General features: G+C 72.3%; 24 protein-coding genes and 1 pseudogene. 15 read left to right on the top strand and 10 right to left on the bottom strand.

Features of this window, described 5'->3' with window-relative positions:
* Positions 1-64: 64 nt before the first annotated feature.
* The 4 genes from DVA86_RS13085 (at position 65) to DVA86_RS13070 (ending at position 3,369) form a co-directional block, all read left to right on the top strand.
* A complete protein-coding gene (locus DVA86_RS13085) occupies positions 65-469 on the top strand; it encodes a winged helix-turn-helix transcriptional regulator (protein WP_208878323.1) in 405 nt (134 codons plus the stop codon).
* Between the two features lie 231 nt (positions 470-700).
* Entirely contained in the window at positions 701-2,089 is a 1,389-nt protein-coding gene (locus DVA86_RS13080) for a DUF2252 domain-containing protein (protein ID WP_208878321.1), read from the top strand.
* A 24-nt stretch (positions 2,090-2,113) separates the two neighbouring features.
* Positions 2,114-3,004, top strand: coding sequence for a J domain-containing protein (locus DVA86_RS13075; protein ID WP_208878319.1), 891 nt, complete (start codon positions 2,114-2,116; stop codon positions 3,002-3,004).
* A gap of 20 nt (positions 3,005-3,024) precedes the next feature.
* Positions 3,025-3,369 carry a rhodanese-like domain-containing protein gene (locus tag DVA86_RS13070; protein ID WP_208878318.1) on the top strand — a complete coding sequence of 115 codons (345 nt, stop codon included), beginning with the start codon at positions 3,025-3,027 and terminating at the stop codon, positions 3,367-3,369.
* A gap of 19 nt (positions 3,370-3,388) precedes the next feature.
* Here DVA86_RS13070 and DVA86_RS13065 read toward each other — a convergent pair whose 3' ends face one another.
* The 5 genes from DVA86_RS13065 to paaA are packed head-to-tail and all read right to left on the bottom strand — an operon-like array spanning position 3,389 to position 7,168.
* The gene (locus DVA86_RS13065) at positions 3,389-4,465 is read right to left on the bottom strand and encodes a 2Fe-2S iron-sulfur cluster-binding protein (protein WP_208878317.1); all 1,077 of its coding nucleotides are present in this window, start codon (positions 4,463-4,465) and stop codon (positions 3,389-3,391) included.
* A 3-nt stretch (positions 4,466-4,468) separates the two neighbouring features.
* A complete protein-coding gene (paaD, locus tag DVA86_RS13060) occupies positions 4,469-5,095 on the bottom strand; it encodes a 1,2-phenylacetyl-CoA epoxidase subunit PaaD (RefSeq protein WP_208884661.1) in 627 nt (208 codons plus the stop codon).
* Entirely contained in the window at positions 5,092-5,802 is a 711-nt protein-coding gene (paaC, locus tag DVA86_RS13055; protein ID WP_208878315.1) for a 1,2-phenylacetyl-CoA epoxidase subunit PaaC, read from the bottom strand. Before paaC ends, paaD begins: the two co-directional genes overlap by 4 nt.
* The gene (gene paaB / locus DVA86_RS13050) at positions 5,799-6,092 is read right to left on the bottom strand and encodes a 1,2-phenylacetyl-CoA epoxidase subunit PaaB (protein WP_208878313.1); all 294 of its coding nucleotides are present in this window, start codon (positions 6,090-6,092) and stop codon (positions 5,799-5,801) included. Before paaB ends, paaC begins: the two co-directional genes overlap by 4 nt.
* Positions 6,089-7,168, bottom strand: coding sequence for a 1,2-phenylacetyl-CoA epoxidase subunit PaaA (gene paaA / locus DVA86_RS13045; protein ID WP_245996535.1), 1,080 nt, complete (start codon positions 7,166-7,168; stop codon positions 6,089-6,091). The genes paaB and paaA overlap by 4 nt, the downstream gene beginning before the upstream one ends.
* A gap of 134 nt (positions 7,169-7,302) precedes the next feature.
* Between paaA and DVA86_RS13040 the strand changes: the two genes are divergently transcribed.
* From DVA86_RS13040 to DVA86_RS13030, 3 genes are all read left to right on the top strand, one after another.
* Entirely contained in the window at positions 7,303-7,962 is a 660-nt protein-coding gene (locus DVA86_RS13040; RefSeq protein WP_208878311.1) for a DUF5819 family protein, read from the top strand.
* Between the two features lie 29 nt (positions 7,963-7,991).
* Positions 7,992-9,359 carry an HTTM domain-containing protein gene (locus tag DVA86_RS13035; RefSeq protein WP_245997612.1) on the top strand — a complete coding sequence of 456 codons (1,368 nt, stop codon included), beginning with the start codon at positions 7,992-7,994 and terminating at the stop codon, positions 9,357-9,359.
* Between the two features lie 70 nt (positions 9,360-9,429).
* Positions 9,430-10,230 (top strand): TrmH family RNA methyltransferase, encoded by an 801-nt coding sequence (locus DVA86_RS13030; protein ID WP_208878310.1) that lies wholly within the window; start codon positions 9,430-9,432, stop codon positions 10,228-10,230.
* An 89-nt stretch (positions 10,231-10,319) separates the two neighbouring features.
* Here the strand turns inward: DVA86_RS13030 and DVA86_RS13025 are convergent, their stop codons facing one another.
* The gene (locus tag DVA86_RS13025; RefSeq protein ID WP_208878308.1) at positions 10,320-10,955 is read right to left on the bottom strand and encodes a TetR/AcrR family transcriptional regulator; all 636 of its coding nucleotides are present in this window, start codon (positions 10,953-10,955) and stop codon (positions 10,320-10,322) included.
* A 122-nt stretch (positions 10,956-11,077) separates the two neighbouring features.
* Between DVA86_RS13025 and DVA86_RS13020 the strand changes: the two genes are divergently transcribed.
* Positions 11,078-11,974 (top strand): SDR family oxidoreductase, encoded by an 897-nt coding sequence (locus DVA86_RS13020; RefSeq protein ID WP_245996534.1) that lies wholly within the window; start codon positions 11,078-11,080, stop codon positions 11,972-11,974.
* A complete protein-coding gene (locus tag DVA86_RS13015) occupies positions 11,971-12,552 on the top strand; it encodes a carboxymuconolactone decarboxylase family protein (RefSeq protein WP_208878307.1) in 582 nt (193 codons plus the stop codon). The genes DVA86_RS13020 and DVA86_RS13015 overlap by 4 nt, the downstream gene beginning before the upstream one ends.
* A gap of 156 nt (positions 12,553-12,708) precedes the next feature.
* Here the strand turns inward: DVA86_RS13015 and paaN are convergent, their stop codons facing one another.
* The gene (paaN, locus tag DVA86_RS13010) at positions 12,709-14,388 is read right to left on the bottom strand and encodes a phenylacetic acid degradation protein PaaN (RefSeq protein ID WP_245997609.1); all 1,680 of its coding nucleotides are present in this window, start codon (positions 14,386-14,388) and stop codon (positions 12,709-12,711) included.
* 277 nt (positions 14,389-14,665) lie between these two features.
* On the opposite strand from paaN, the gene DVA86_RS13005 reads away from it, so the two are divergent.
* From DVA86_RS13005 to DVA86_RS12995, 3 genes are all read left to right on the top strand, one after another.
* Positions 14,666-15,265: a TetR/AcrR family transcriptional regulator gene (locus DVA86_RS13005; RefSeq protein ID WP_208878303.1), complete on the top strand. Its 600-nt coding sequence runs from the start codon at positions 14,666-14,668 to the stop codon at positions 15,263-15,265.
* A gap of 128 nt (positions 15,266-15,393) precedes the next feature.
* Positions 15,394-15,810 (top strand): SseB family protein, encoded by a 417-nt coding sequence (locus DVA86_RS13000; RefSeq protein WP_208878302.1) that lies wholly within the window; start codon positions 15,394-15,396, stop codon positions 15,808-15,810.
* A gap of 90 nt (positions 15,811-15,900) precedes the next feature.
* Positions 15,901-16,437 (top strand): hypothetical protein, encoded by a 537-nt coding sequence (locus tag DVA86_RS12995; RefSeq protein ID WP_208878300.1) that lies wholly within the window; start codon positions 15,901-15,903, stop codon positions 16,435-16,437.
* A 15-nt stretch (positions 16,438-16,452) separates the two neighbouring features.
* On the opposite strand, the gene DVA86_RS12990 is transcribed toward DVA86_RS12995, so the two are convergent.
* A complete protein-coding gene (locus DVA86_RS12990) occupies positions 16,453-16,752 on the bottom strand; it encodes a DUF397 domain-containing protein (RefSeq protein WP_208878298.1) in 300 nt (99 codons plus the stop codon).
* Positions 16,745-17,538, bottom strand: a pseudogene (locus DVA86_RS12985) (helix-turn-helix domain-containing protein). Before DVA86_RS12985 ends, DVA86_RS12990 begins: the two are co-directional and overlap by 8 nt.
* Positions 17,539-17,974: 436 nt before the next feature.
* Between DVA86_RS12985 and DVA86_RS36440 the strand changes: the two are divergent.
* From DVA86_RS36440 to DVA86_RS12975, 3 genes are all read left to right on the top strand, one after another.
* The gene (locus DVA86_RS36440; RefSeq protein ID WP_484421924.1) at positions 17,975-18,130 is read left to right on the top strand and encodes a DUF7848 domain-containing protein; all 156 of its coding nucleotides are present in this window, start codon (positions 17,975-17,977) and stop codon (positions 18,128-18,130) included.
* A gap of 532 nt (positions 18,131-18,662) precedes the next feature.
* A complete protein-coding gene (locus tag DVA86_RS12980; RefSeq protein ID WP_208884658.1) occupies positions 18,663-19,532 on the top strand; it encodes an AraC family transcriptional regulator in 870 nt (289 codons plus the stop codon).
* Between the two features lie 152 nt (positions 19,533-19,684).
* Positions 19,685-20,209: a GNAT family N-acetyltransferase gene (locus DVA86_RS12975; protein ID WP_208878297.1), complete on the top strand. Its 525-nt coding sequence runs from the start codon at positions 19,685-19,687 to the stop codon at positions 20,207-20,209.
* Positions 20,210-20,246: 37 nt separating this feature from the next.
* Here the strand turns inward: DVA86_RS12975 and DVA86_RS12970 are convergent, their stop codons facing one another.
* Positions 20,247-21,062: a class I SAM-dependent methyltransferase gene (locus DVA86_RS12970; RefSeq protein ID WP_208878295.1), complete on the bottom strand. Its 816-nt coding sequence runs from the start codon at positions 21,060-21,062 to the stop codon at positions 20,247-20,249.
* Positions 21,063-21,597 lie beyond the last annotated feature (535 nt).

Genomic DNA, 21,597 nt, shown 5'->3' with positions numbered 1-21,597 from the left:
ACTATTGATAGCACAGTCACTTACTTTTCTGCACCCCCTTGTCTGTTTCTAGTACCCTGGGGGCATGGCAGAGCGGCGGCAAGCAACGGTCGAGGACGCGTCCACCGGCACGTCGGACTGCGACTCCATCTGCACCGAGCCGGAACCGGCGATCACCAGGGTCTTCCAGATGCTGGGCAAGCGCTGGACAGGGCTGATCATCGCCGCGCTCATGAACGGGCCCGGCCACTTCGCCGAGCTGCGCCGCGCCGTCCCCGGCATCAGCGAACGCATGCTCTCCGACCGCCTCAGCGAACTGGCGGCGCTCGACCTCGTCACCCGCGAAGTGGACGCCGGACCCCCGCTGCGCGTCAGCTACCGCCTGACCGACGCCGGCGCCGCCCTGCGCCCCGCGATGGCGGAACTGACCCGCTGGGCCGTCGAGCACCTGCCGGCGGAGGAATCAGCGCAGTGCCCCGAGTTCGACTAGCCCCTGCCTCCCTGACTCCCTTGCCTTCCCCAAGGTTCCCAAGGCCGCGGCGAGTCGCCCGGCCGCGTACGGCCCGTCTGCCGGAAGCCGCTGACCTGCGCTTTCCTGAGTTATCCACAGGGGTCGCGGTGTGGACTTGCCGCGGGTACCGTCATGGCAGCCGAGGTCAGGCAGCCCGCGCACGCGCCGGACGTCCGACCTCGTTCGTGAACGAGTGGAGGGGGCGGCCGCATGGAGCGGATCCCGGAGGTACGCGGCTTCGCGGCCCGGCAGAGCACGGAATCGCCCAAGCAGGCGGGCAAGGCACTGCGGCGCAAGCTGCCGCGGGCCGCACACGCACGGCTCGGCACGGCGGACGGCCGCCCGGACGCCGTGACCGCCGTCGAGGAGTCCAACCGCGGCCGGATCGAGGAGCTGACCCCCATCCGCGTCGGCCGCATGGCCGCCACCCCCTTCGCGTTCCTGCGCGGCGCCGCCGGACTCATGGCGTACGACCTCGCGCACTCCACCCCGGTCACCGGCATCGCCGCCCAGATCTGCGGCGACGCCCACGCCGCGAACTTCGGCCTGTACGGCGACGCGCGCGGCGGCCTCGTCATCGACCTCAACGACTTCGACGAGACCGTCCGCGGCCCCTGGGAGTGGGACCTCAAACGCCTTGCCACCTCACTCGTCCTCGCCGGACGAGAAGCCGGAGCCGACGAGGACCGGTGCGCCGCCGCCGCACAGGACGCCGCCGGCGCGTACCGCCGCACCATGCGGCTGCTCGCCAAGATGCCCGCGGCCGACGCGTGGAACGCCATCGCCGACGAGGAGCTCGTCTCCCACACCGACGCCCGCGACCTGCTCGGTACCCTGGAACGCGTCTCCGAGAAGGCCCGGCGGAACACCAGCGCCCGCTTCGCCGCCAAGGCCACCGAGGACGACGGAGCAGGCGGCCGCCGCTTCGTCGACGCCCCGCCCGTGCTCCGCCGCGTCCCCGACGAGGAGGCCGCGGGCGTCGCCGCCGCACTCGGCAGCTATCTGGAGACGCTGCCGGAGGACCGGCTGCCGCTGCTCGGCCGGTACGCGATCCACGACGTCGCCTTCCGCGTCGTCGGCACCGGCAGCGTCGGCGCCCGGTCGTACGTGGTGCTGCTCCTCGACCACCGCGGCAAACCGCTCGTCCTCCAGGTGAAGGAGGCACGGCCGTCCGCACTGCGCCCGTACCTCGCCGAAGCCGGCTTCGAGCCTGCGGAGGCCGCCCACGAGGGACGCCGCGTGGTGCTCGGGCAGAAGCGGATGCAGGTCGTCAGCGACATCCTGCTGGGCTGGACGAGCGTGGCGGGCAGGCCGTATCAGGTGCGGCAGTTCCGCAACCGCAAGGGAAGCGTGGACCCGGCGGCGCTCGCCGCCGACCAGATAGACGACTACGGCCGGATGACCGGCGCGCTGCTGGCCCGCGCTCACTCCCACAGCGCCGACCCGCGCGGCATAGCGGGGTACTGCGGCAAGTCCGAGGAGCTGGACGAGGCGGTGCGCGACTTCGCGCTGGCGTACGCCGACCGTACGGAACGGGACCACGCGGCGCTGGTCACGGCGGTACGGGACGGGCGGACAGCGGCCGAGCTGGGTGTGTGAGCGCGCGTTCCGTAGGCTGGCCCGGTGAGCAATCCGGAAGCCGAGCAGGCTGAGCACGCCGAGCACGTGGACCAGGAGGGCGCGACGGGCGCGGAGGACGCGTCCGGCGCCGCGGGCGACGCGGGCACCGAACGGCTCGAGAAGGCCGTGCGGGCAGCCGAGAACGCGCTGATCGAGTTCGAGATCGCGGTGGAGACCTTCCGGGTCGAAGTGGAGAACTTCTCCCGGCTCCACCACCAGCGCCTCGGCCCGATGTACGCGCGGCTCGACGAGCTGGACGCGCAGATCGCGGAGGCCACGGCCGCGCTCACCGGCGACCCGGAGGACCTGCGGAAGGCCGACGAGGCGCGGGCCATCGTGATGCCGATGCCGCGCGTGGAGGAGCTGTTCCACGGCTGGATCGACTCCGACGGGCTGTCCCCCGAGGGCGCGGCGATGCTCAACGAGCAGCCCGTGCAGCCGCCGAGCCGGGTGCGGCCCGACGAGGAGGCCCGCAAGGCGTACCGCGAGTTGGTCCGCAAGGCACACCCGGACCTGGCGCAGGACGAGGCGGAGCAGGAGCGCCGGGAGGCGTTCATGGTCCGCGTCAACAAGGCGTACACCTCGGGCGACACGGAGGCGCTGCGGCAGCTGGCCGCCGAGTGGGAGGCGGGCCCGGCGGAGGCGGAGCGGCCGCCGAGCCGCAGCGAGGAGCTGTACGCGCGGCTGGAGTGGCTGGCGGCACGGAAGGAGATGCTCGCGGCGGCCGTCGAGGAGCTGGAGGGCAGTGCGATAGGCGCCATGCTCCGGATGGCTCCGGACGACCCGGACGCGCTGCTCGAGGAGATCGCGGAGCAGCTGCTGGCACAGGTGTCGGAGCGGGAGGCGCAGCTGGCGGAGCTGCGGACGCCGCCGCCCGAGCAGGACGAGAAGTAGCCGTAGAGAGGCTGTTGTTGATGCAGTTGGGTCAGTTGCCCGAGGTGGGCGCCGCGGAAGTGCCCGCGGACGCTCTGCTGTTGGACGTCCGTGAGCAGGACGAGTGGGCCGCGGGGCACGCCGAGTCCGCGTTGCACATCCCGATGAGCGATTTCGTGGGCCGCTTCGGTGAGTTGACCGAGCGGGCCGGCGAGGGCGAGCGGATCTACGTGGTGTGCCGGGTCGGCGGCCGCTCCGCGCAGGTCGCGCAGTATCTGCTGCGGCAGGGCCTGGACGCGGTGAACGTGGACGGCGGAATGCTGGCCTGGGAGTCGGCGGGCCGGCCGCTCGTCGCCGAGGGCGAGGGCCCGGCCCAGGTGATCTAGCCGGCCGCGGAGCGCCGCGCTACGCGTCGAAGTCCACCGTCACGGCGGGCGTCAGGGGGTGGGACTGGCACGCGAGCACGTAGCCCGCCTCCAGCTCCTCCGGTTCCAGCGCGAAGTTGCGGTCCATCCGCACCTCTCCCGCGAGCAGCCGCACGCGGCAGGTGCCGCACACGCCGCCCTTGCAGGCGTACGGCGCGTCGCTCCGGTTCCGCAGCACCGTCTCCAGGACCGTCTCGCCGTCCTCCACCGCCCAGTTGCCCGAGCGGCCGTCCAGCGTCGCGGAGACCGTGGCCGACTCCGGCGTACCCGGCCCGGCGCCCGCCGCCGTGTGCCGTGCCGCCGCCACGGGCTCCTCGGCGTGGAAGATCTCCTGGTGGATGCGGTTCCGCGGCACGCCCAGCCGCCGCAGCGCCTTCGTCGCGCCCTCCACCAGCCCCAGCGGCCCGCACAGGTACCACCCGTCCACGCCGCCCACGCCGTCCTCGGAGAGCAGCGCGGGCAGCAGCCCCGTCAGCCGTTCCTCGTCGAGGCGGCCCGACGGCAGGCCCGTCTGCTGCTCCTCGCGGGACAGCGCATGGACCAGCTGAAGGCGTTCCGGATAGCGGTCCTTGAGGTCGGCGACCTCGTCCAGGAACATCGTCGACGCGGCCGAACGGTCGCTGCGCAGCAGGCAGAACCGCGCTTCCGGTTCGGCTCTCAGCAGCGTTCCGGCGATGGACAGTACGGGTGTGATGCCGCTGCCGCCCACGATCGCGGCGAAGTGTCCGGGGCGCGGTTCGAGGATGAAGCGCCCGGTCGGCGGCAGTACGTCCACGTGGTCGCCGACGGCGAGCTCCTTCAGCGCGTACGTGGAGAACTCGCCGCCCTCGACGCGGCGTACGCCGATCCGCAGCGTGCCGGGTGCCCGCGTGGCGGGCGCGCACAGCGAGTACGTGCGCCGGATCTCCTCGCCGCTGTCGCTGAAGCGGCGCAGGGCGATGTGCTGGCCGGGCGCGTAGGCGTACGTTTCCCGGAGTTCGGGCGGCACCGCGAAGGTGACGGCGACGGCGTCGTCCGTGAGCGGTTCGACGGCTGTGACCTGGAGCGGGTGGAACATGGTTCACAGCTCCTTGAAGTGGTCGAACGGCTCCCGGCAGGTCTCGCAGCGGCGCAGCGCCTTGCAGGCGGTGGAGGAGAAGCGGCTCAGCAGCGTCGTGTCGTCCGAACCGCAGTGCGGGCAGCGCACCGGGTCGCGTACGTCGCGCGCGTACGGTGTGCCCGCCGCCGTGTCGTCCGGCGTTCCGGTTTCGCGTCCGCGGGTGCGGGTGCGGGTCGGCCCCAGGCCGACCCGCACGGGGCCGCCGGCGCGGTCGGCTCCCGTACGCGGGGGCGCGACGCCGAACTCCGCCAGTTTGCGCCGCCCTTCGTCCGTGATGTCGTCCGTCGACCAGGGCGGCGAGAGGACCGTACGGACGGTGACGTCGGCCACGCCGTGTTTGTGCAGCACGCGTTCGACGTCGGCGGCCATCGTTTCGAGGGCGGGGCATCCGGTGTACGTGGGGGTCAGTTCGACCTCGACGCGTCCTTCGCCGGTCTCCCGTACGGACCGGAGCACGCCCAGTTCCGCCAGGCTGACCACCGGGAGTTCCGGGTCCGGGACGCCGCCCGCCAACTCGCGGAGAACGGCGACCCGTTCACCGCTCGTGGTGTCTGCCGCCGCGACAGCGTCCGTGCCCGTGCCCGTCACCACTTCGCCCCCGGGTGGCTCCGGTGCAGGTGCTGCATCTCCGCGAGCAGCCGTCCGAACGGTTCGGTGTGCAGCCCCTGCCGCCCCGCGCCCGCCGCCCAGCCGCCCTCCCGCGGCCCTTCGGGCACGCTGAGCGTCGCCCGCCCCAGGACGTCGGCGATGCGCTCGTCCCAGCCCGCGCGCAGCGCGGCCCAGTCGGCGTCGAGTCCGGGCAGCGGCTGGAACAGTTCGCCCGTGTACCGCCACAGGGCGTCCAGCGCGCGCTGCGTACGGGTGTGGCTTTCCGTGGTGCCGTCGCCGAGCCGCAGGGTCCAGTGTTCGGCGTGATCGCGGTGGTACGCGACCTCCCGTACCGCCTTGGTGGCCAGCGGGTGCGCGGTCAGTTGCCCGTACAGCAGCTCCTGCCAGGTGGAGAAGAACAGCTGCCGGACGATGGTGGCGGCGAAGTCGCCGTTCGGCTGCTCGACCAGCTGGCAGTTGCGGAAGTCGCGTTCTTCGCGGAGGTAGGCGAGTTCGTCCTCGTCGCCGAGTCCGGAGTAGAGGGTGCGGGCCTGCCCGAGCAGGTCCAGCGCGATGTTGGCGAGGGCGACCTCCTCCTCCAGGACGGGGGCGTGCCCGGCCCATTCGCCGAGGCGGTGGGAGAGGACGAGGGCGTCGTCGGCGAGGGCGAGTTCGGCCGTCGCGAGGGCGGTCACAGGTTCGCTCACAGGTTCCGCACCCCCTCCGGGACTTCGTAGAAGGTGGGGTGCCGGTAGGGCTTGTCGGCGGCCGGTTCGAAGAAGGGGTCCTTCTCGTCCGGCGACGAGGCGGTGATCTCCGTGGACGGCACCACCCAGATCGAGATGCCCTCCGAGCGCCGCGTGTAGAGGTCGCGCGCGTTGCGCAGCGCCATCTCCGCGTCGGGCGCGTGCAGGCTCCCGGCGTGCGTGTGGGACAGGCCGCGCCTGCCGCGTACGAAGACCTCCCACAGGGGCCAGTCGCTGCTCGCGCCGCTCATCGGGCCGCCACCTCCTCCGGCTGTGAACCCTGCGCCCGTTCCGCCGTACGGTCCCGTTCCGCCGTACGGTTCCGCTCCCGCGCCGCGTACGCCGCTGCCGCCTCGCGCACCCACGCGCCGTTCTCGTGTGCCGTACGGCGCTGGCTGATGCGCTGCTCGTTGCAGGGCCCGTTGCCCTTCAGCACGGCCTTGAACTCGTCCCAGTCGATGGGCCCGAAGTCCCAGCGCCCGTGCTCCTCGTTCCAGCGCAGGTCGGGATCGGGCAGTGTCAGCCCGAGTGCCTCGGCCTGCGGGACGCAGATGTCGACGAAGCGCTGGCGCAGTTCGTCGTTGGAGTGCCGTTTGATCTTCCAGGCCATGGACTGGGCGCTGTGCGCCGACTCGTCGTCCGGCGGCCCGAACATCATGAGCGACGGCCACCACCAGCGGTTCACGGCGTCCTGCGCCATGGCGTGCTGTGCGTCCGTGCCGCGGCTGAGCTCGAGCAGCAGCTCGTACCCCTGCCGCTGGTGGAACGACTCCTCCTTGCAGATGCGCACCATGGCGCGTGCGTAGGGGCCGTACGAGCAGCGGCACAGCGGCACCTGGTTGGTGATCGCGGCGCCGTCCACGAGCCAGCCGATGGCGCCGACGTCGGCCCAGGTGAGGGTGGGGTAGTTGAAGATCGAGGAGTATTTCTGGCGGCCGTTGTGGAGCTTGTCGAGGAGCTCGTCGCGGCCGGTGCCGAGGGTTTCGGCGGCGCTGTAGAGGTAGAGGCCGTGGCCGGCCTCGTCCTGGACCTTGGCCATGAGGATCGCCTTGCGGCGCAGGGAGGGGGCGCGGGTGATCCAGTTGGCTTCGGGCTGCATGCCGATGATCTCGGAGTGCGCGTGCTGCGCGATCTGCCGTACGAGAGTGGCGCGGTAGGCGTCGGGCATCCAGTCGCGGGGTTCGATCCGTTCGTCGGCGGCGACGGCGGCGTCGAACGCGGGACCGTACGTCCGCGCTTCCGTTTCCGCTCTCGTCTGCGCCGTCTCCGCTTCCGCCGCCCTCGCGGCCCCCGCGTCGCCGGGTGTGCCCGGTAGCACCGTCGTCATGCGAGGCTCCTCGAGTCAGCCGACCGACCGATCGTTCGGTTCAATGGTGGGCCGGTCTGCCACACGGTGTCAAGACCGGCCTGACAGTGGCTAACCTCTGGGGGGCGGTACAGCGAAGAGGGAGCGGGGAGGGCATGGAGCCTGACGAGGAACGGCGGAGCGGCGGCATCGCCGCGCTGTCGGCGCCGGGGCGGGTCACGGTGGCGATAGCCGTGGCGGCGGTCGCGGTGGCCGTCGCCGTGCATGTGACGATGGTCTTCCTGCACGTCGCACCCGAGAACACGCTCAGCAAGGAGCACAGCGAGACCATCGACGACTACGTTCTGCCCGAGTTCGAGCAGAACTGGAAGCTGTTCGCTCCCAACCCCCTCCAGCAGAACATCCACGTGCACGCCCGTGCCAAAGTCACCAAGGACGACGGCTCCGTCGAGACCACCGGCTGGGTCAACCTCTCCGCCATGGACGGCGAGAACATCCGCGGCAACCTCCTCCCCAGCCACACCGTGCAGAACGAGCTCCGCCGCGGCTGGGACTTCTACACCGGCTCCCACGACAACGAGCACCGTCCGGTCGGCCTGCGAGGCGAGCTGTCCCAGGCGTACATGATGCGGATCGTCCTGGAGCGCTTCGGTACGGAGCTCAACGGCGGCACCGTGGACCGCATCCAGCTCCGCTCGGCCGTCACCAGGGTGGCGCCGCCCGCGTGGAGTGACGAGAAGATCGACACCAAGACCGAGTACCGGGTGCTGCCCTGGTGGAGCGTCGGAAGCGACGACCTGAGGGGGAGCCGGTGACGGACGACAGCCGCCCCGCCGAGGCGCCTATGCTGCGGCCCTCGCAGTGGAAGTCCCGTGTGGAGACCACGCTCAACACCGGCCTCGAGCGCGTCACCGGCGGCGCGCTCGGCCCGTACCAGACGGCCGTCGTCCGCATCGGCTTCGCCGCCACCTGGCTGCTGTTCCTGCTGCGCGAACTCCCGCACCGGCAGGAGCTGTACGGCCCGGACAGCCCGTGGGGCTGGGACCTCGCCGAGCGGCTGAACGGCTCCAACGAGGCGTTCAGCGTGCTGATGTGGACGGACAGCAACGCGTGGTTCGAGTTCGTGTACGCGCTCTCGATCCTCGCCAGCGCCGCCCTGCTGCTCGGCTGGCGTACCCGCACCATGTCGGTCCTCTTCATGGTCGGCGTCCTGTCGATCCAGAACCGCAGCATCTTCATGGGCGACGGCGGCGACAACGTCATCCACCTGATGGCGATCTACCTCGTGCTCACCCGCTGCGGCCGCGTGTGGTCACTGGACGCGCGGCGTGCGGCCCGGCACCGTACGCGTACGGGCGGGGGCGCGGATACGGGCGCGGGCGCCGGTACGGCGTACGGCATGCCCGCCGCGCCGCCCCGTGACGTGACCGGCGTCGTCCTGTGGTCCCTGGCCGGGCTGAGCCTCGCCGCCGCCACCCTGCTGTCCGGGCTGACCGCCGGCTGGGCCGTGATCTTCTGGGGCCTGTGGGCCGTACAGGGCCTGTGGTGGGTGGTGAACCACCGCGCGCCCGGCGAACCGCGCGCCGTCTGCGACATCATCGCCAACCTCGTGCACAACGCCGCCCTCGCCGTGATCATGATCGAGGTCTGCTTCGTCTACGCGACGGCGGGCTGGTACAAGATCCAGGGCTCGCGCTGGCAGGACGGCACCGCCGCCTACTACCCGATGCACCTCGACTACTTCGCGCCCTGGCCCGAGCTCAACGAGATCTTCGCGGGCAACGGGCTGGCGATCATGATGATGACGTACGGCACCGTGATCGTGCAGGTCGCGTTCCCGTTCACCCTCTTCAACCGGCGGGTGAAGAACGTCCTCCTGTTCATCATGATCATGGAGCATCTGAGCATCGCCGTGCTGCTCGGACTGCCGTTCTTCTCGCTCGCCATGATCGCGGCGGACGCCGTGTTCCTGCCCACGGCGCTGCTGGTCTGGCTCGGAGCCCGCTCCTCCGGCCTCGCCGGGCGGCTGCGGCGCGGTACGGGATTCGGGAGCCGCGGCGACGCGGGTCCGGGCGGTCCGGGAGGGCCGGACGGGCCCGGGGAGCGCGCCGAGGGGCCGCACGGCGCGGCGGCCGTGCCGTCGCCGCCGGGACCCGTGCCGATCCCGACCTCCACCTCCACCTCTGCCGGCGAGCGGGCGTCGCGCGACTGACGGCCGTACGGGCGGGGGCTCGCGCCGTACGCGTGCGCCCGCCCGTCCGCACCGCGCATACGCTGGCCCGGTGACCCACGACCGCGACGCGCACGCCCCCGGCGGCGACGGCCCGGCGTCCGGCGCGGCGGCCGACCCCGCGCGCCGCTGGCGCGAACTGGCCCCGGAGACCGTCCTGCTGGACGGTTTCCACGCGCTCAAGCACGCCCTCCGCTTCGGCGCGCGCGTACCGCTCGCGCTCACCGAGGACCGCCCCGGCGCGCTCGCGCTCGCCGCCGACCTGGCCCCCGACCTGACCGCGACGCTCGACGCGCTCCTCGAGCCCGTACCGTCCGGCACCCTCGCCCGGCTCGTGCCGCGCCCGCACCCCACCGGAGTCGCGGCGCTCGCCGTACGCGCCAGCGGTCAGGCCGCCGCCCTGCGCGCCGATGGGCCCCGCACCGCCCCGCTCGTCGTGCTGGACGATCCGCGGCACCTCGGCAACATCGGCGCCGTCATCCGCGTCGCCGCAGGCTGCGGCGCCGCGGGCGTGCTCACCACCGGCACCGTCGACCCCTGGCACCCCAACGTGCTGCGCGCCGGCGCGGGCCTCCACTTCGCCACCGCCGTGGAACGCCGCACCGTCGCCGGACTCCCCGCCGGCCCCCTCTACGCCCTCGACCCGGACGGCGCCGACCTGCGCACCCGCACCCTGCCCGACGACGCCCTGCTCGCCTTCGGCTCCGAACGCCGCGGCCTCTCCCCCGAACTCCGCGCCCGCGCCGACCACATCGTCGCGCTCCCCATGCGCCCGCAGGTCTCCAGTTACAACCTCGCCACCAGCGTCGCCATCACCCTCTACCACTGGCTCGCACAGACCCCGCCCGCCTAGGCGCGCGCACCGCGTGTGCCCGCGTACCCGCCGGAGCTGTCGGAGCTGTCGGAGCTGTCGGAGCTGTCGGAGCCGCCAGAGCCGGTCCGTCAGCCGTGCCGTGCGAAGCGGGCGAGCGCCGCGGTGGCGTCCGTCAGCCGCCGTGGCGTGAACGTCCCGGGCTGTTCCAGCAGCAGCCGGGCGAGGTGCTCGGCGTTGTCCCGTACGAGGTGGGAGATCAGCTCGGCGTCGAGTTCCGCCGCGCCCTCGCGCTCGAGCAGGGTACGGACGACGGCGAGTATCCGGCGGCGCACCTGTTCGCGGCCGTCGCGTATGGCCTCGCGGACGCTGTCCGGGGCCCCCTCGATCGGCAGGAGTACGAGCCGGGAGATCTCCGGTTCACGCGCGACGCTCTCCAGATAGACGCCCAGTCCGGCGTGGAACGCGGCGGCGATCCCGTCCGCCTCCCGCGCGGCCGCGAGAGCCCTGGCGACGCGGTCGCCGGTGACCTCTTGGGCGCGCAGCAGCACGGCGCGCTGCAGCCCTGCCTGCGATTCGAAGATCGCGTAACTGACGGACTTGGCGACGTCGGCCTCCGCGGCGACGCGTTCCATCGTCATCCCGCGCCAGCCGTGCTCGGCGATGAGCCGCGCGGCGGCGTCGATGATCTGCGCGCTGCGCACTTCGCGCGGCCGGCGCGGGGCGTAGCGGCGCCGCTGCGTACGGGAGGCGGGGGAACGGGTCACTCCACGGTTATACCGGACCGAATATTCCCGGTGGTACATTCAGTCGGCCGTCGCCGCGTTGCCTGCCCGCGCGCAGGGCAGGACCGCGTCCCCGTCCCAGCAGCCAGCGAGGTGAGCCGGTCGTGAGCGGTATCAAGGACCTTGGGAGACGCCGGGTGTTCATCACCGGCGCGGCCGGCGGCATCGGCCGCGCCACCGCCGAGCGGGCCGCCGCCGAGGGCGCCGTGCTGCTCCTGACCGACCTGGACGCCGAGGGCCTGGACGCCACCGTCGACGCCGTACGCGCCGCCGGCGGCACCGTCGCCTACGCCAGGGCCGCGGACATCTCCTCGTACGAGCAGGTGCGGGCCATGGCCGACGAGATTCACGACAGTGGTCCAGGTGGTCCGGTCGACGTCGTGATGAACATCGCCGGGATATCGGCCTGGGGCACCGTGCAGACCCTGGAACACCGCCACTGGCGCGCGCTGGTGGAGGTCGACCTCATGGGGCCCGTCCACGTCATCGAGTCGTTCCTGCCCGCGATGGTCGCCGCCGGGCGCGGCGGCCACCTGGTGAACGTCTCCTCCGCCGCCGGACTCATCGGCCTGCCCTGGCACGCGGCGTACAGCGCTGCCAAGTTCGGGCTGCGAGGCATCAGCGAGGTGCTCCGCTTCGACCTGCGCCCGCACCGTATCGGCGTGACCCTGGTGTGCCCCGGCGCGGTCGCCACACCGCTCACGGAAACCGTGGAGATAGCCGGCGTGGACCGCGACAGCCCGAGGATGCGGAGGCTGCGCGCGGCGTTCCGCGCGCGGGCGGCCAGCCCCGAGCACGTGGCGGGCCGGATCCTCGACGGCGTACGGGACGGGCGCTACCTCGTGCACACGTCGCGCGGCGTCCGCGTCCTGTACGCCCTCCAGCGCGTGGCGCCCCCGCTGTACGTACTGGCGATGCGGGCCGCGAACCGTGCCGCGACGCGGCTGCTGCGCCCCGCCGTACGCACCGCCCCGCGGCCCGCGGGCGGAGACGCCCCGTGACCGCGCCGGAGCGCGCCCGCGACGCCGCGGCACCCCGTATAGCTCCCGGCACGCGCGCCGAAGTCGGTCTCCCCGTATGGCTGTTGAGCCACGCCGCAGGACTGGTCTCCGGGACACGGCCGCCCGCCCTCTTCCTCACGCTCGGCCGCCACCGCCGGCTGTTCCGCGGCTGGCTGCGCTTCGCCGGGCGGCTGATGCCGCGCGGCACCCTGCCGCGCCGGGAGACCGAACTCGTCATCCTGCGCACCGCCCATCTCTGCGGCTGCGCCTACGAGTTCGAGCACCACAGGCGCCTCGCCCGCCGCGCCGGGGTGACCCGTACCGACCTCGAACGCGTCGTCTCGGCGCCCGGACACGAGGCCTGGAGCGCGCGCGAACGGGCGCTGCTCGCGGCCACGGACATGCTGTACGAGCAGCAGGACCTCGACGACGCCATGTGGCGGCGGCTCCGCGCGCACCTCGACGAGGCCGCCGCGATCGAGTTCCTGCTGCTGGCCGGCCACTACCGGATGCTCGCCACCACCATCACCGCCCTGCGCCTGAGCCCCGACGCGCCCCGGGGGAGGCGGCGCGGCTGACGGCTGCGCTGCCGCTGCGACCAAGCCCGTCCGGCGTTTGAGGACGGCCGTCGGCCACGGAGCGCGTGCACTGTGCCAGGGGCTTTTCGGCCCACTGGCGGTCGGTGGCCGCTCCGGGCCGTCCTCAAACGCCGGACGGGCTGGATGAGCCCGGTGTCAGGCCGGGCGCCGGACCTCCACCGTGCGGAAGCGGTTCGAGACGAACGCCCCGTCCACCAGCGCCGCGTTCGCCGCCGGGTTGCCGCCCGACCCGTGGAAGTCCGAGAACGCCGCCGTCTGGTTCACGTACACCCCGCCCGTCAGGTTGAGCGAGAGCTGCGCGCACTCCTCCAGGCACGCGTCCTCGATCAGCCGCTCCATGTCCGGCGACGTCGTGTACGCGCCGACCGTCATCGCGCCCTTCTCCCGCACCGTGTGCCGCAGCAGCGCCACCGCGTCCGGCGTGGACTCGACGGCGACGGCGAAGGACACCGGCCCGAAGCACTCCGACAGGTACACGGCCTCCGCGTCCGGCTTCGCCGACTCCAGCTTGATGATCACGGGCGTACGCACGGTCGCGCCGGGGAAGTCCGGGTTGGTCACCGAACGGGACGCCAGCGCCACTTCGCCCAGGGAGCCCGCCGCGTCGATGCGTTCGCCGACCTGCGGGTTGACGATGGCGCCCAGCAGCGCGTTCGCCCGCGCGTCGTCGCCCAGGAGCTTGCCGACGGCGCCCGCGAGGTCCGCGACGACCTCGTCGTACGACTTGTCGCCGTCGTCCGTGCTGATGCCGTCGCGGGGGATCAGCAGGTTCTGCGGGGTGGTGCACATCTGGCCGCTGTAGAGGGAGAGGGAGAAGGCGAGGTTGCCGAGCATGCCGCGGTAGTCGTCCGTCGAGTCGATGACGACGGTGTTGACACCGGCCTTCTCCGTGTACACCTGCGCCTGCCGGGCGTGCGTCTCCAGCCACTCGCCGAACGCCGTCGAGCCGGTGTAGTCGATGATGCGGACCTCCGGCCGTACGGCCAGCTCCTTCGCCAGGCCCTCGCCCTCGCGCTCGGCGGCGAGCGCCACCAGGTTCGGGTCGAAGCCTGCCTCGTGCAGGACCTCGCGGGCGATCCGTACGGTCAGCGCCAGCGGCAGTACGGCGCGCGGGTGCGGCTTGACGAGCACCGGGTTGCCGGTGGCGAGGGAGGCGAAGAGGCCCGGGTAGCCGTTCCAGGTGGGGAAGGTGTTGCAGCCGATCAGCAGGGAGATGCCGCGGCCGACGGCCGTGAACTGCTTGCTCAGGTTCAGCGGATCGCGCTTGCCCTGCGGCTTCGACCAGTCGGCGGCGTCGGGGGTGCGGACCTGCTCCACGTACGCGTACGCCACCGCCTCCATGCCGCGGTCCTGCGCGTGCGGGCCGCCCGCCTGGAACGCCATCATGAACGCCTGCCCGCTGGTGTGCATCACCGCGTGCGCGAACTCGTGCGTGCGCGCGCTGATCCGCGCCAGGATCTCCAGGCACACCGCGGCCCGCGCCTCCGGCCCGGCCTCGCGCCAGGCGGGCATCGCCAGCCGCATCGCGGGGAGCAGCCGGTCGGGGTCGGGGTGCGGGTACTCGATGCCCATGCCGAGCCCGTACGGCGACGACTCGGTGGCCGTCCAGCCGTCCGTGCCGGGCTGCCCCGGCAGCTCGAAGCGGGTGCCGCGCAGCGCGTCGAACGCCGCCTGGCCCTCCTCGGCACCGAGGCTGCCCTCCTTGCCGGAGGCCGCGCCGTACGCCTTGGGGTGCTCGGGGTGCGGCGACCAGTACGCGCGGCTGCGGATCGCCTCGAGCGCCTGGTCCAGGGTGTCGCGGTGCTTCTCGAGCAGCTGTACGGGGCTGTTGCCGCCGGCGGTGGCGGGCGGGTTGGCCGGTCCGGTGGTTTCGGCGGTCACGATGACCAACTCCTCGTTGAGCTGGGGCTCTGGCTCTGGCTCTGGGCTGCTGCTGGTGGCGGTGCGGTGGCGGCACGTGCGCGGGGTGGCAGGACGCGGGGGCCGGGTTAGATACTGCTACCGAACGATCGGTCGGTGCAAGAGGGGCCGTGATCCGGTGACCGCACACGCGCGGGGGCCCGCCCCCGTACCCACGGATAGCATCGGCGGCATGCCCACTGTGCCCGCCAAACGCGACACCTACACGCCTGACTCCCTGCTCACGGTCGCCGTCCGGGTCTTCAACGAACGCGGCTACGACGGCACCTCCATGGAGCACCTCTCCAAGGCGGCGGGCATCTCCAAGTCGTCGATCTACCACCACGTACGCGGCAAGGAGGAGCTGCTGCGGCGCGCCATAAGCCGGGCCCTGGACGGCCTCTTCGGCATCCTCGACGAGCCCGCCGCGGTGGACGGCCCGGCCATCGACCGGCTGGAGCACGTCGCTCGGCGGACCACCGAGGTGCTGATGAGCGAGCTGCCGTATGTCACCCTGCTGCTGCGCGTCCGGGGCAACACCGACACCGAACGCTGGGCCATGGCCCGCCGCCGCGACTTCGACCAGCGCGTCACCGCGCTGCTCAGGCAGGCGGCGGCGGAGGGCGACCTCCGTACGGACGTCGATCCGCGGCTGGCCACCAGGCTGCTGTTCGGGATGATCAACTCGCTGGTGGAGTGGTACCGCCCGGACCGCGGTGGCCGCACCCCCGGACCGGACCCGGAGGTCGCGGACGCGGTGGTGCGTACGGCGTTCGCGGGACTGCGCACGTGACGGTCTCCGCGCACCGCCGGTGACTGTCCGTACGGGTGCCATACGGGTGCTGTACGCGTGCCGTACGGTGGCGCGGAGAGCGGCGCGTGCGCGCGCCGGCAGGTGTCTGCGGGGGCCGGGGGCGGGACATGGATCTGCCGGAGGAGATAGCGGCATGCCGCGCCGGGGACGGCGACCCGGCGGCGCTGCTCGGGGAGTTCCGCCGTACGGCCGTGCTGGTGCCGGTCGACGGCGACGTACCGCGGGCGGCGGTGTACGGCGGCATCCGCTGGATCTACGCCTTCACGGACGAGGCCGCCCTCCACCGCTTCGCGGACGCACGCGACGCGGACGCCCGTACGGACGCGCACGGCACGGCGCCGCCCGAACCCCGCGACTACCTCCCGATGCCGGGCGCCCGGCTGCTCGACCACGTGATCCCCGCGTCCGACGGCCCGACGGGCGTGGCCCTGAACGTGGCCGACGAGCACGGCTCGATGCTCTTCCCCCCGGTCCGCGGCATAGTCCCGCCGGAGGCGGCGGTGGACCGGGACCCCTCCCGGTGAGGGGCCGCTAGCGTACGGGCGCTGTGGCCGGGCGCGGGGTGGGTGTGCCGTCGTCCGGGGCGAATCGGCGTCTGGCGTAGGGAGCTTCACGTGGTCACCAGGGCGAGCCTGAGTCCGGAACCGTCCGTGTGGCGGGGGGCCGTCGCGGGCGTGGCCGCCGCGGTCGTGCTCACGCTGGCCGGTTGCGGTGGGAACGGCGGGGACGACTCCGCGGAGAGCCCGCCGAGCAAGACGCCGTCGCCCCGTACGGAGACGCCCCGTACGGAGACACCTCGTACGGAGACGCCCGGCACCGAAACCCCCAGCACGCGGCCGCCCCGTACGGAGACGCCGCCCGCCGACGACCGGATGCCCGCGACCGATCTGCCGCCCGACATGAGCGACCGGACCCAGCAGGACATGCTGGCCCTGAAGACGCTCGAACTGCAGGTCGCCCTGCGCGAGATCGACTCCTCCCTCGGGTCCGCCGAGGACGTGGACAAGGCCGGGAAGCAGTGCGCGGAGCTGTCGCGGGGGAGCAGCGACGCGGGGGCCGCCGCGCGGCGGTTCAGCACGCCGGGGCACCGGCTGACGGAGGCCGACGGCAAGCGGATCAACACGATGCTCAGCGAGCGCTTCTGCCCCTGAGCCGCCGGGGAGAGCTCAGGCGGGGAACTCCCCGCGCTTGACGGCGCTGACGAACGACGACCAGGCGGCCGGTTCGACGACGAGCGCCGGGCCGTGCGGGTCCTTGGAGTCGCGGACGGGTATGCCGGACGCGTACCCGTCGATGACCTCGACGCAACTGTCGTTATCGGGGCTGCTGTACGACGACTTGCGCCAACCGGTCAGCACGGACGCGTCCCCGATGATGACCTCGACGCAACTGTCGTTATCGGGGCCGCTGTACGAGGACTTGCGCCAGCCACTCAGCGCGGACGCGTGTTGGATGTGCTCAGCCATGTCTCTCGTATTCCTCCGCTGTCGCCCTGATGATCGCCAGGGACTCTTCAAAGGGCCTCGCGTCGCTCAAGGCTTGATCGTATGCGCCTGTGATGCGTTCGACTACAGACGGAGAGTCATGGACTCCCCCCAGGCGATGCCCCTCCGAATAGGCAATGGGCGGCTGATCCTCGAACCACATCAGCGACACCATCCCCTTCACGAGCAGACCCCCAGCGCCGAACGGCAGCACGTGCACGCGGATGCGCTCCCGCTCGCCTAGTGCCGCCACGTGACGCAGCTGTTCCGCCATGACGGCGGGCCGCCGAACGGGCGTCGTAGCACCCCCTCATCGAGCAGCGCCCACACGACGGGGGTTACGGGGTCCTCCAGCATCTTCCCTCGCTGGAGCCTTGTCACAACGTCTTTGTGTCGCTGCTCTTCACTCGTCGGAGGGTACGCGCGCCGCAGCACCGCATCCGCGTATGCCTCCGTCTGCAAGATGCCCGGCATAAAGGACAGGCCGAATTCACGGATGACCGTGGCCTGCTGCTCCAGTTCGAGAGCCTTGCCGAACCAGTCCGCGACTTCCCCCTTCACCGCCCCCGGCCGGAACGTCGACAGCACATTCCCCGTACCCAACGCCGCATCCAGCGCCTTGGCGTCGTCCTCGGTCGGGTGCCGTACCCCTCGCTCAATCGCGGCGATCAGGGAACGGGACATGAACGCCTTGTCCGCCAGTTCCTGCTGGCTCCACCCCTTGCCCTCCCGTGCTTCCTTCAGCCACTCCCCATAGCTCTTGGCCAAAGCACAACACTCCCTTGTCACAGCGCCATTGTGCCAATGGTGGCACTACCGAAACCGTCCCGTCCCGCCGTTATCTGACATGAGATCAAGAACGACGAAAGGGAGGGACCACGGAATGGCGGCACAGCGGCAAGTGGCGAAGAGGACCAGGGAAGCCGAGGAGGGGGCGGGAGGCGCTGCGGGCGGCGTTGCGGTGCGCGGGTATCCAACTGCCGTCGATGGACGTGCGTCCGGCGACTCGTGCGGATGGCTCCGGGTACGCGTTGGTGAGCCTCGGTGACTGCGCTCCGGTCGTGGCGAGCGACTTGGCGGCGGTCATCGCGAGGGGAGCGGCGCGGTGACTTCGGGTGCGTACGCCGGTCACGTCCCGTACGCAGTCGTACGTGACGTGGCTTCGGAGGCCACGTACGAGGCGGAGTGTGCCTCGTAAGAGGTCCTGTGCTGTGAGGACTCCGGGCCGCATCGGGACCCGGGACCGGTGGAGGCGTGGATGCTCAGCCACGCGGAGGTCACCGGCCACCACCGTTACCTGCGCACCTTCTCGGAGTACGCGGTGGTCCTCAAGCCCACGGCGGCGGAGATGACGCGATGACCAACTCGAAGGCCGGGCCGAAGCCCCGCACCGAGACGTGTGAGCACCGCCGGCTTGAGAAGCGCGACGGCAAGACCATCTGCCGCACTTGTCACCGGCAGATCTATCTGTAACGAGGAGCCCGCTCCTGCGGCGGGTGGTCGAACCGAACGTGCACACAAGAAGACCCCGCGACGGCTGGCCCCCGTTAGTGGACGGCCTCAGCTCGGTACGCCCGTACGCCCGTACGCCCGTACGCCCGTACGCCCGTACGCCCGTACGTCCTCATGCGACCGCGACGGCACCCGCAGACCCCGCAGCGGCAGGCGCGGGCCGAACGGCGCTGGGCGTTGGACATGGCGCTGCGCGGCATCGCTGTAGGACCTGCCACCATCCATGGCGTACACGTCCGCCCCGCCTACCACACCCCGCACATGGCGGTGAGCGCATGAGTGCCGCCATCAGGCCCGACCGCGCCGGGCACAGGATGTCGGGTACGGCGCGACGGCCGCCCCTAGCGTGAGTGTGGGTAAGGCAAGGAAGGAGGCCCGTGGTGCTGGAGCGGCTCAACGAGGCCATGGACCACATCGAGCGCCGCCTCGACCAGCGGATCGACGTGGCCGAGCTGGCGCGGATCGCCGTCACGTCGGAGTACCACCTGCGGCGGATGTTCTCCGCGCTGGCCGGTATCCCGCTGTCCGAGTACATCCGCCGCAGGCGGCTCACCGTCGCCGGCGCCGAGGTGCTCGCCGGGGAGCGGACGCTGCTCGATGTCGCGGTGCGGTACGGCTACGGCTCGGGCGAGGCGTTCGCGCGCGCCTTCCGCGCCATGCACGGCGTGGGGCCGGGCGAGGCCCGGCGTACCGGCGCTGCGCTGCACTCCCAGCCGCGGATGTCCTTCCGGCTCGTTGTCGAAGGGAGCAGCAGCATGCGGTACCGGATCGTGCACAAGGACGAGTTCCGGGTGGTCGGCAGGAAGGTACGGGTGCCCCTCGTGCACCTCGGAATGAACCCGGCGATCGCCGAGTTCGTACGGAGCATCCCGCCGGAGACACTCCGGCGCCTGGAGGAACTCTCCGACCAGGAGCCCGAGGGCATCCTCGGCGTCGCCGACAACCCCGAGAACGACACCGGGGAGGAAGGCACCGAACTCGACTACTACCACGCCGTGGTGACCGGTTCCCGGGCACCCGAGGACATGGACTCCCTCACCGTCCCGGCGGGGATGTGGGCGGTCTTCGAGAACTCGGGCGAGTTCCCGCAGGCGATGCAGTACCTGTGGCGGGACGCGTACACGGAGTGGTTCCCGTCCAACCCGTACCAGAGCAGGCCGGGCCCCCAACTCTCGCGGGCACGGCTGTCGGAGGACGGCGCGGAGGCGGACGCGGAGATCTGGATTCCGGTGGAGCGGACGGAGGGCTGAGCCGGGTCGTGTACGTACGGGGACGGGCGCGGGCGGCGGGTAGGGCTCGTACGGCGCGTACGTGCCGTACGCGCTTATCCCGTTGAGGCTCCCGGACGGCCCGTGCTACCCCTTGCGGGTCCGCGACGCCGAACGGAAGGGCCGGTCACGGCATGGTGCTCGGAGAGCTGGTGCGGCTGCGCCCGATGGAGCCGTCGGACGCGGAGGCCATGTGGCGCTGGAGCCACGACCCCGAGGTGATGCGCTGGATGAGCGACGGCCACCGCCAGTCGCTGCACCACGTACGCCAGCGCCTGGAGGAACGGCCGCGCAACGCGTACGGCGACGTCCTCTACGGCATCGAGGTCCGCGCCGACGCCCGCCTCATCGGCCTGGTCACGCTCCGCGACGCCGAACCGGAGACCGGCCGCGCCGAACTCGACCTCTACCTCGGCGAGAAGGACTGCTGGGGCCGCGGCTACGCCACCGACGCGATGCGCACGATGTGCCGCTACGGCTTCGACAAGATGCGCCTGCACAAGATCACCCTGACGGTCGTCACGGAGAACCACGCGGCCCACCACGTCTACCGGAAGGTCGGCTTCGTCGACGAGGGGGTGCTGCGCCAGGAGTTCCGCCGCGACGGCGAGTGGTACGACATGTACACGATGGGCCTCCTGGAGGGCGAACTCCGCTGACGGCGGCTCATGGCGACTCACTGCGGCTGACGGCGGTTCACAGCCGCCGGACGCGCAGCACCCCCGTCAGCAGCGGGAGCGTGAACTCGCCGTCGGCGGTCTCCGGGCGGCTTGCGAGGAAGGCGCGGATGCGGGTCAGGGTGGCTTCCCGTTCCTGCTGCGGCATGGTCAGCATGCCCGCGCGCGTCGCGAGGGTGGCGGCCAGGGAGTCGGCGGTGCGGCGTTGACCGTGCGGGAATTCGGCCTGTTCCGGTGAGCCGAACCGGGCGGCCTCGCCGGTCTTCGGAAGGTGCGCGGAGGCCGTCTCGGCGCGCCAGGCGGCGGGGGTGTCACGCGGGCCGATGGCCGCGCTTCCGCTGACCCGTGCGAGCCCGGCGACCCAGGCGACGCCGTCGTCCATGAGGTTCCACAGGCCGGCCAGGACGCCGCCCGGTGCGAGGACCCGGGCGATCTCGGGGCCCGCGGCGGCCATGTCGAACCAGTGCATGGCGTTGCCGGCGAGCACGGCGTCGACGGACGCGTCCGGCAGCGGTATCGACTCGGCGCTGCCCGGCAGGGCTCGGGCGTACGGCAGCGAGCGGCGCAGTTCGGTCAGCATCGCCGGATCGGGCTCGACCGCGGTGACGTCGGCGCCGGGCCCACCCGACACGCCTGATACGCACGACGCGCCCAGAGCGGCGAGCGTGGCGGTGAGTTTGCCGGTTCCGGCGCCGAGGTCGAGCACGCGCGGGCCCGGTGCGGCCGCGAGCGCCCAACGCACCGCCGCCTGCGCGTAGTCCGGCCGGTGCGCGGCGTAGGCGACCGCCGCCGCGCCGAACGACGAGGCGTGCCGCAGCCGTTCGTCCTGGTCCACGCGGCCACGCTACGGGTGCCGCCGCCGGCCGGCCACCCCGCGTCACCGCTGGGCCGGGCGCGATCGCCGACGAGCCCGCGCTGTTGGAGACGATGGCGCTGCGCGGGACGGCCCCCGCACATGGCGCTGCTCGTCGACATCGAGTACGCCGACGGCGGCCGGTTCTCCACCCACGTGCACCGGACTGTCCGCGCCGGGGCCGCCTCGCGGTACGCGGCCCGTCGCGCTGCTTCCACGCTTGGCCGCAACCCCCGGACGAGACCGCGCTCGTGGCGGCGGGCAGCGGGGTGACGCTCACGATGAACGCCGCTGGATCACCGGCCTGTCCTCCGCCCGTAAGACCCGGCGGAGCGGACAGCACCGGGACGGCGACGACCGTGCCGCAGGCGATGACCGTCGAGGAGGAGGGGCACAGCGTCGGCACGGCGGTCGTCGAATCCGGGGCAGACGCTGCTCGCCGCGGGACTCGCCGCGGGGCTGCCGATGCCGTGACGGCGGCCCCGTGACCGCCGACCCCGTGACCGTCGACCCCGTG

The organism is Streptomyces armeniacus (genome assembly GCF_003355155.1).
In the GTDB taxonomy this organism is placed as follows: Bacteria; Actinomycetota; Actinomycetes; order Streptomycetales; family Streptomycetaceae; genus Streptomyces; species Streptomyces armeniacus.
This window is presented reverse-complemented; position numbering and strand designations above follow the sequence as displayed.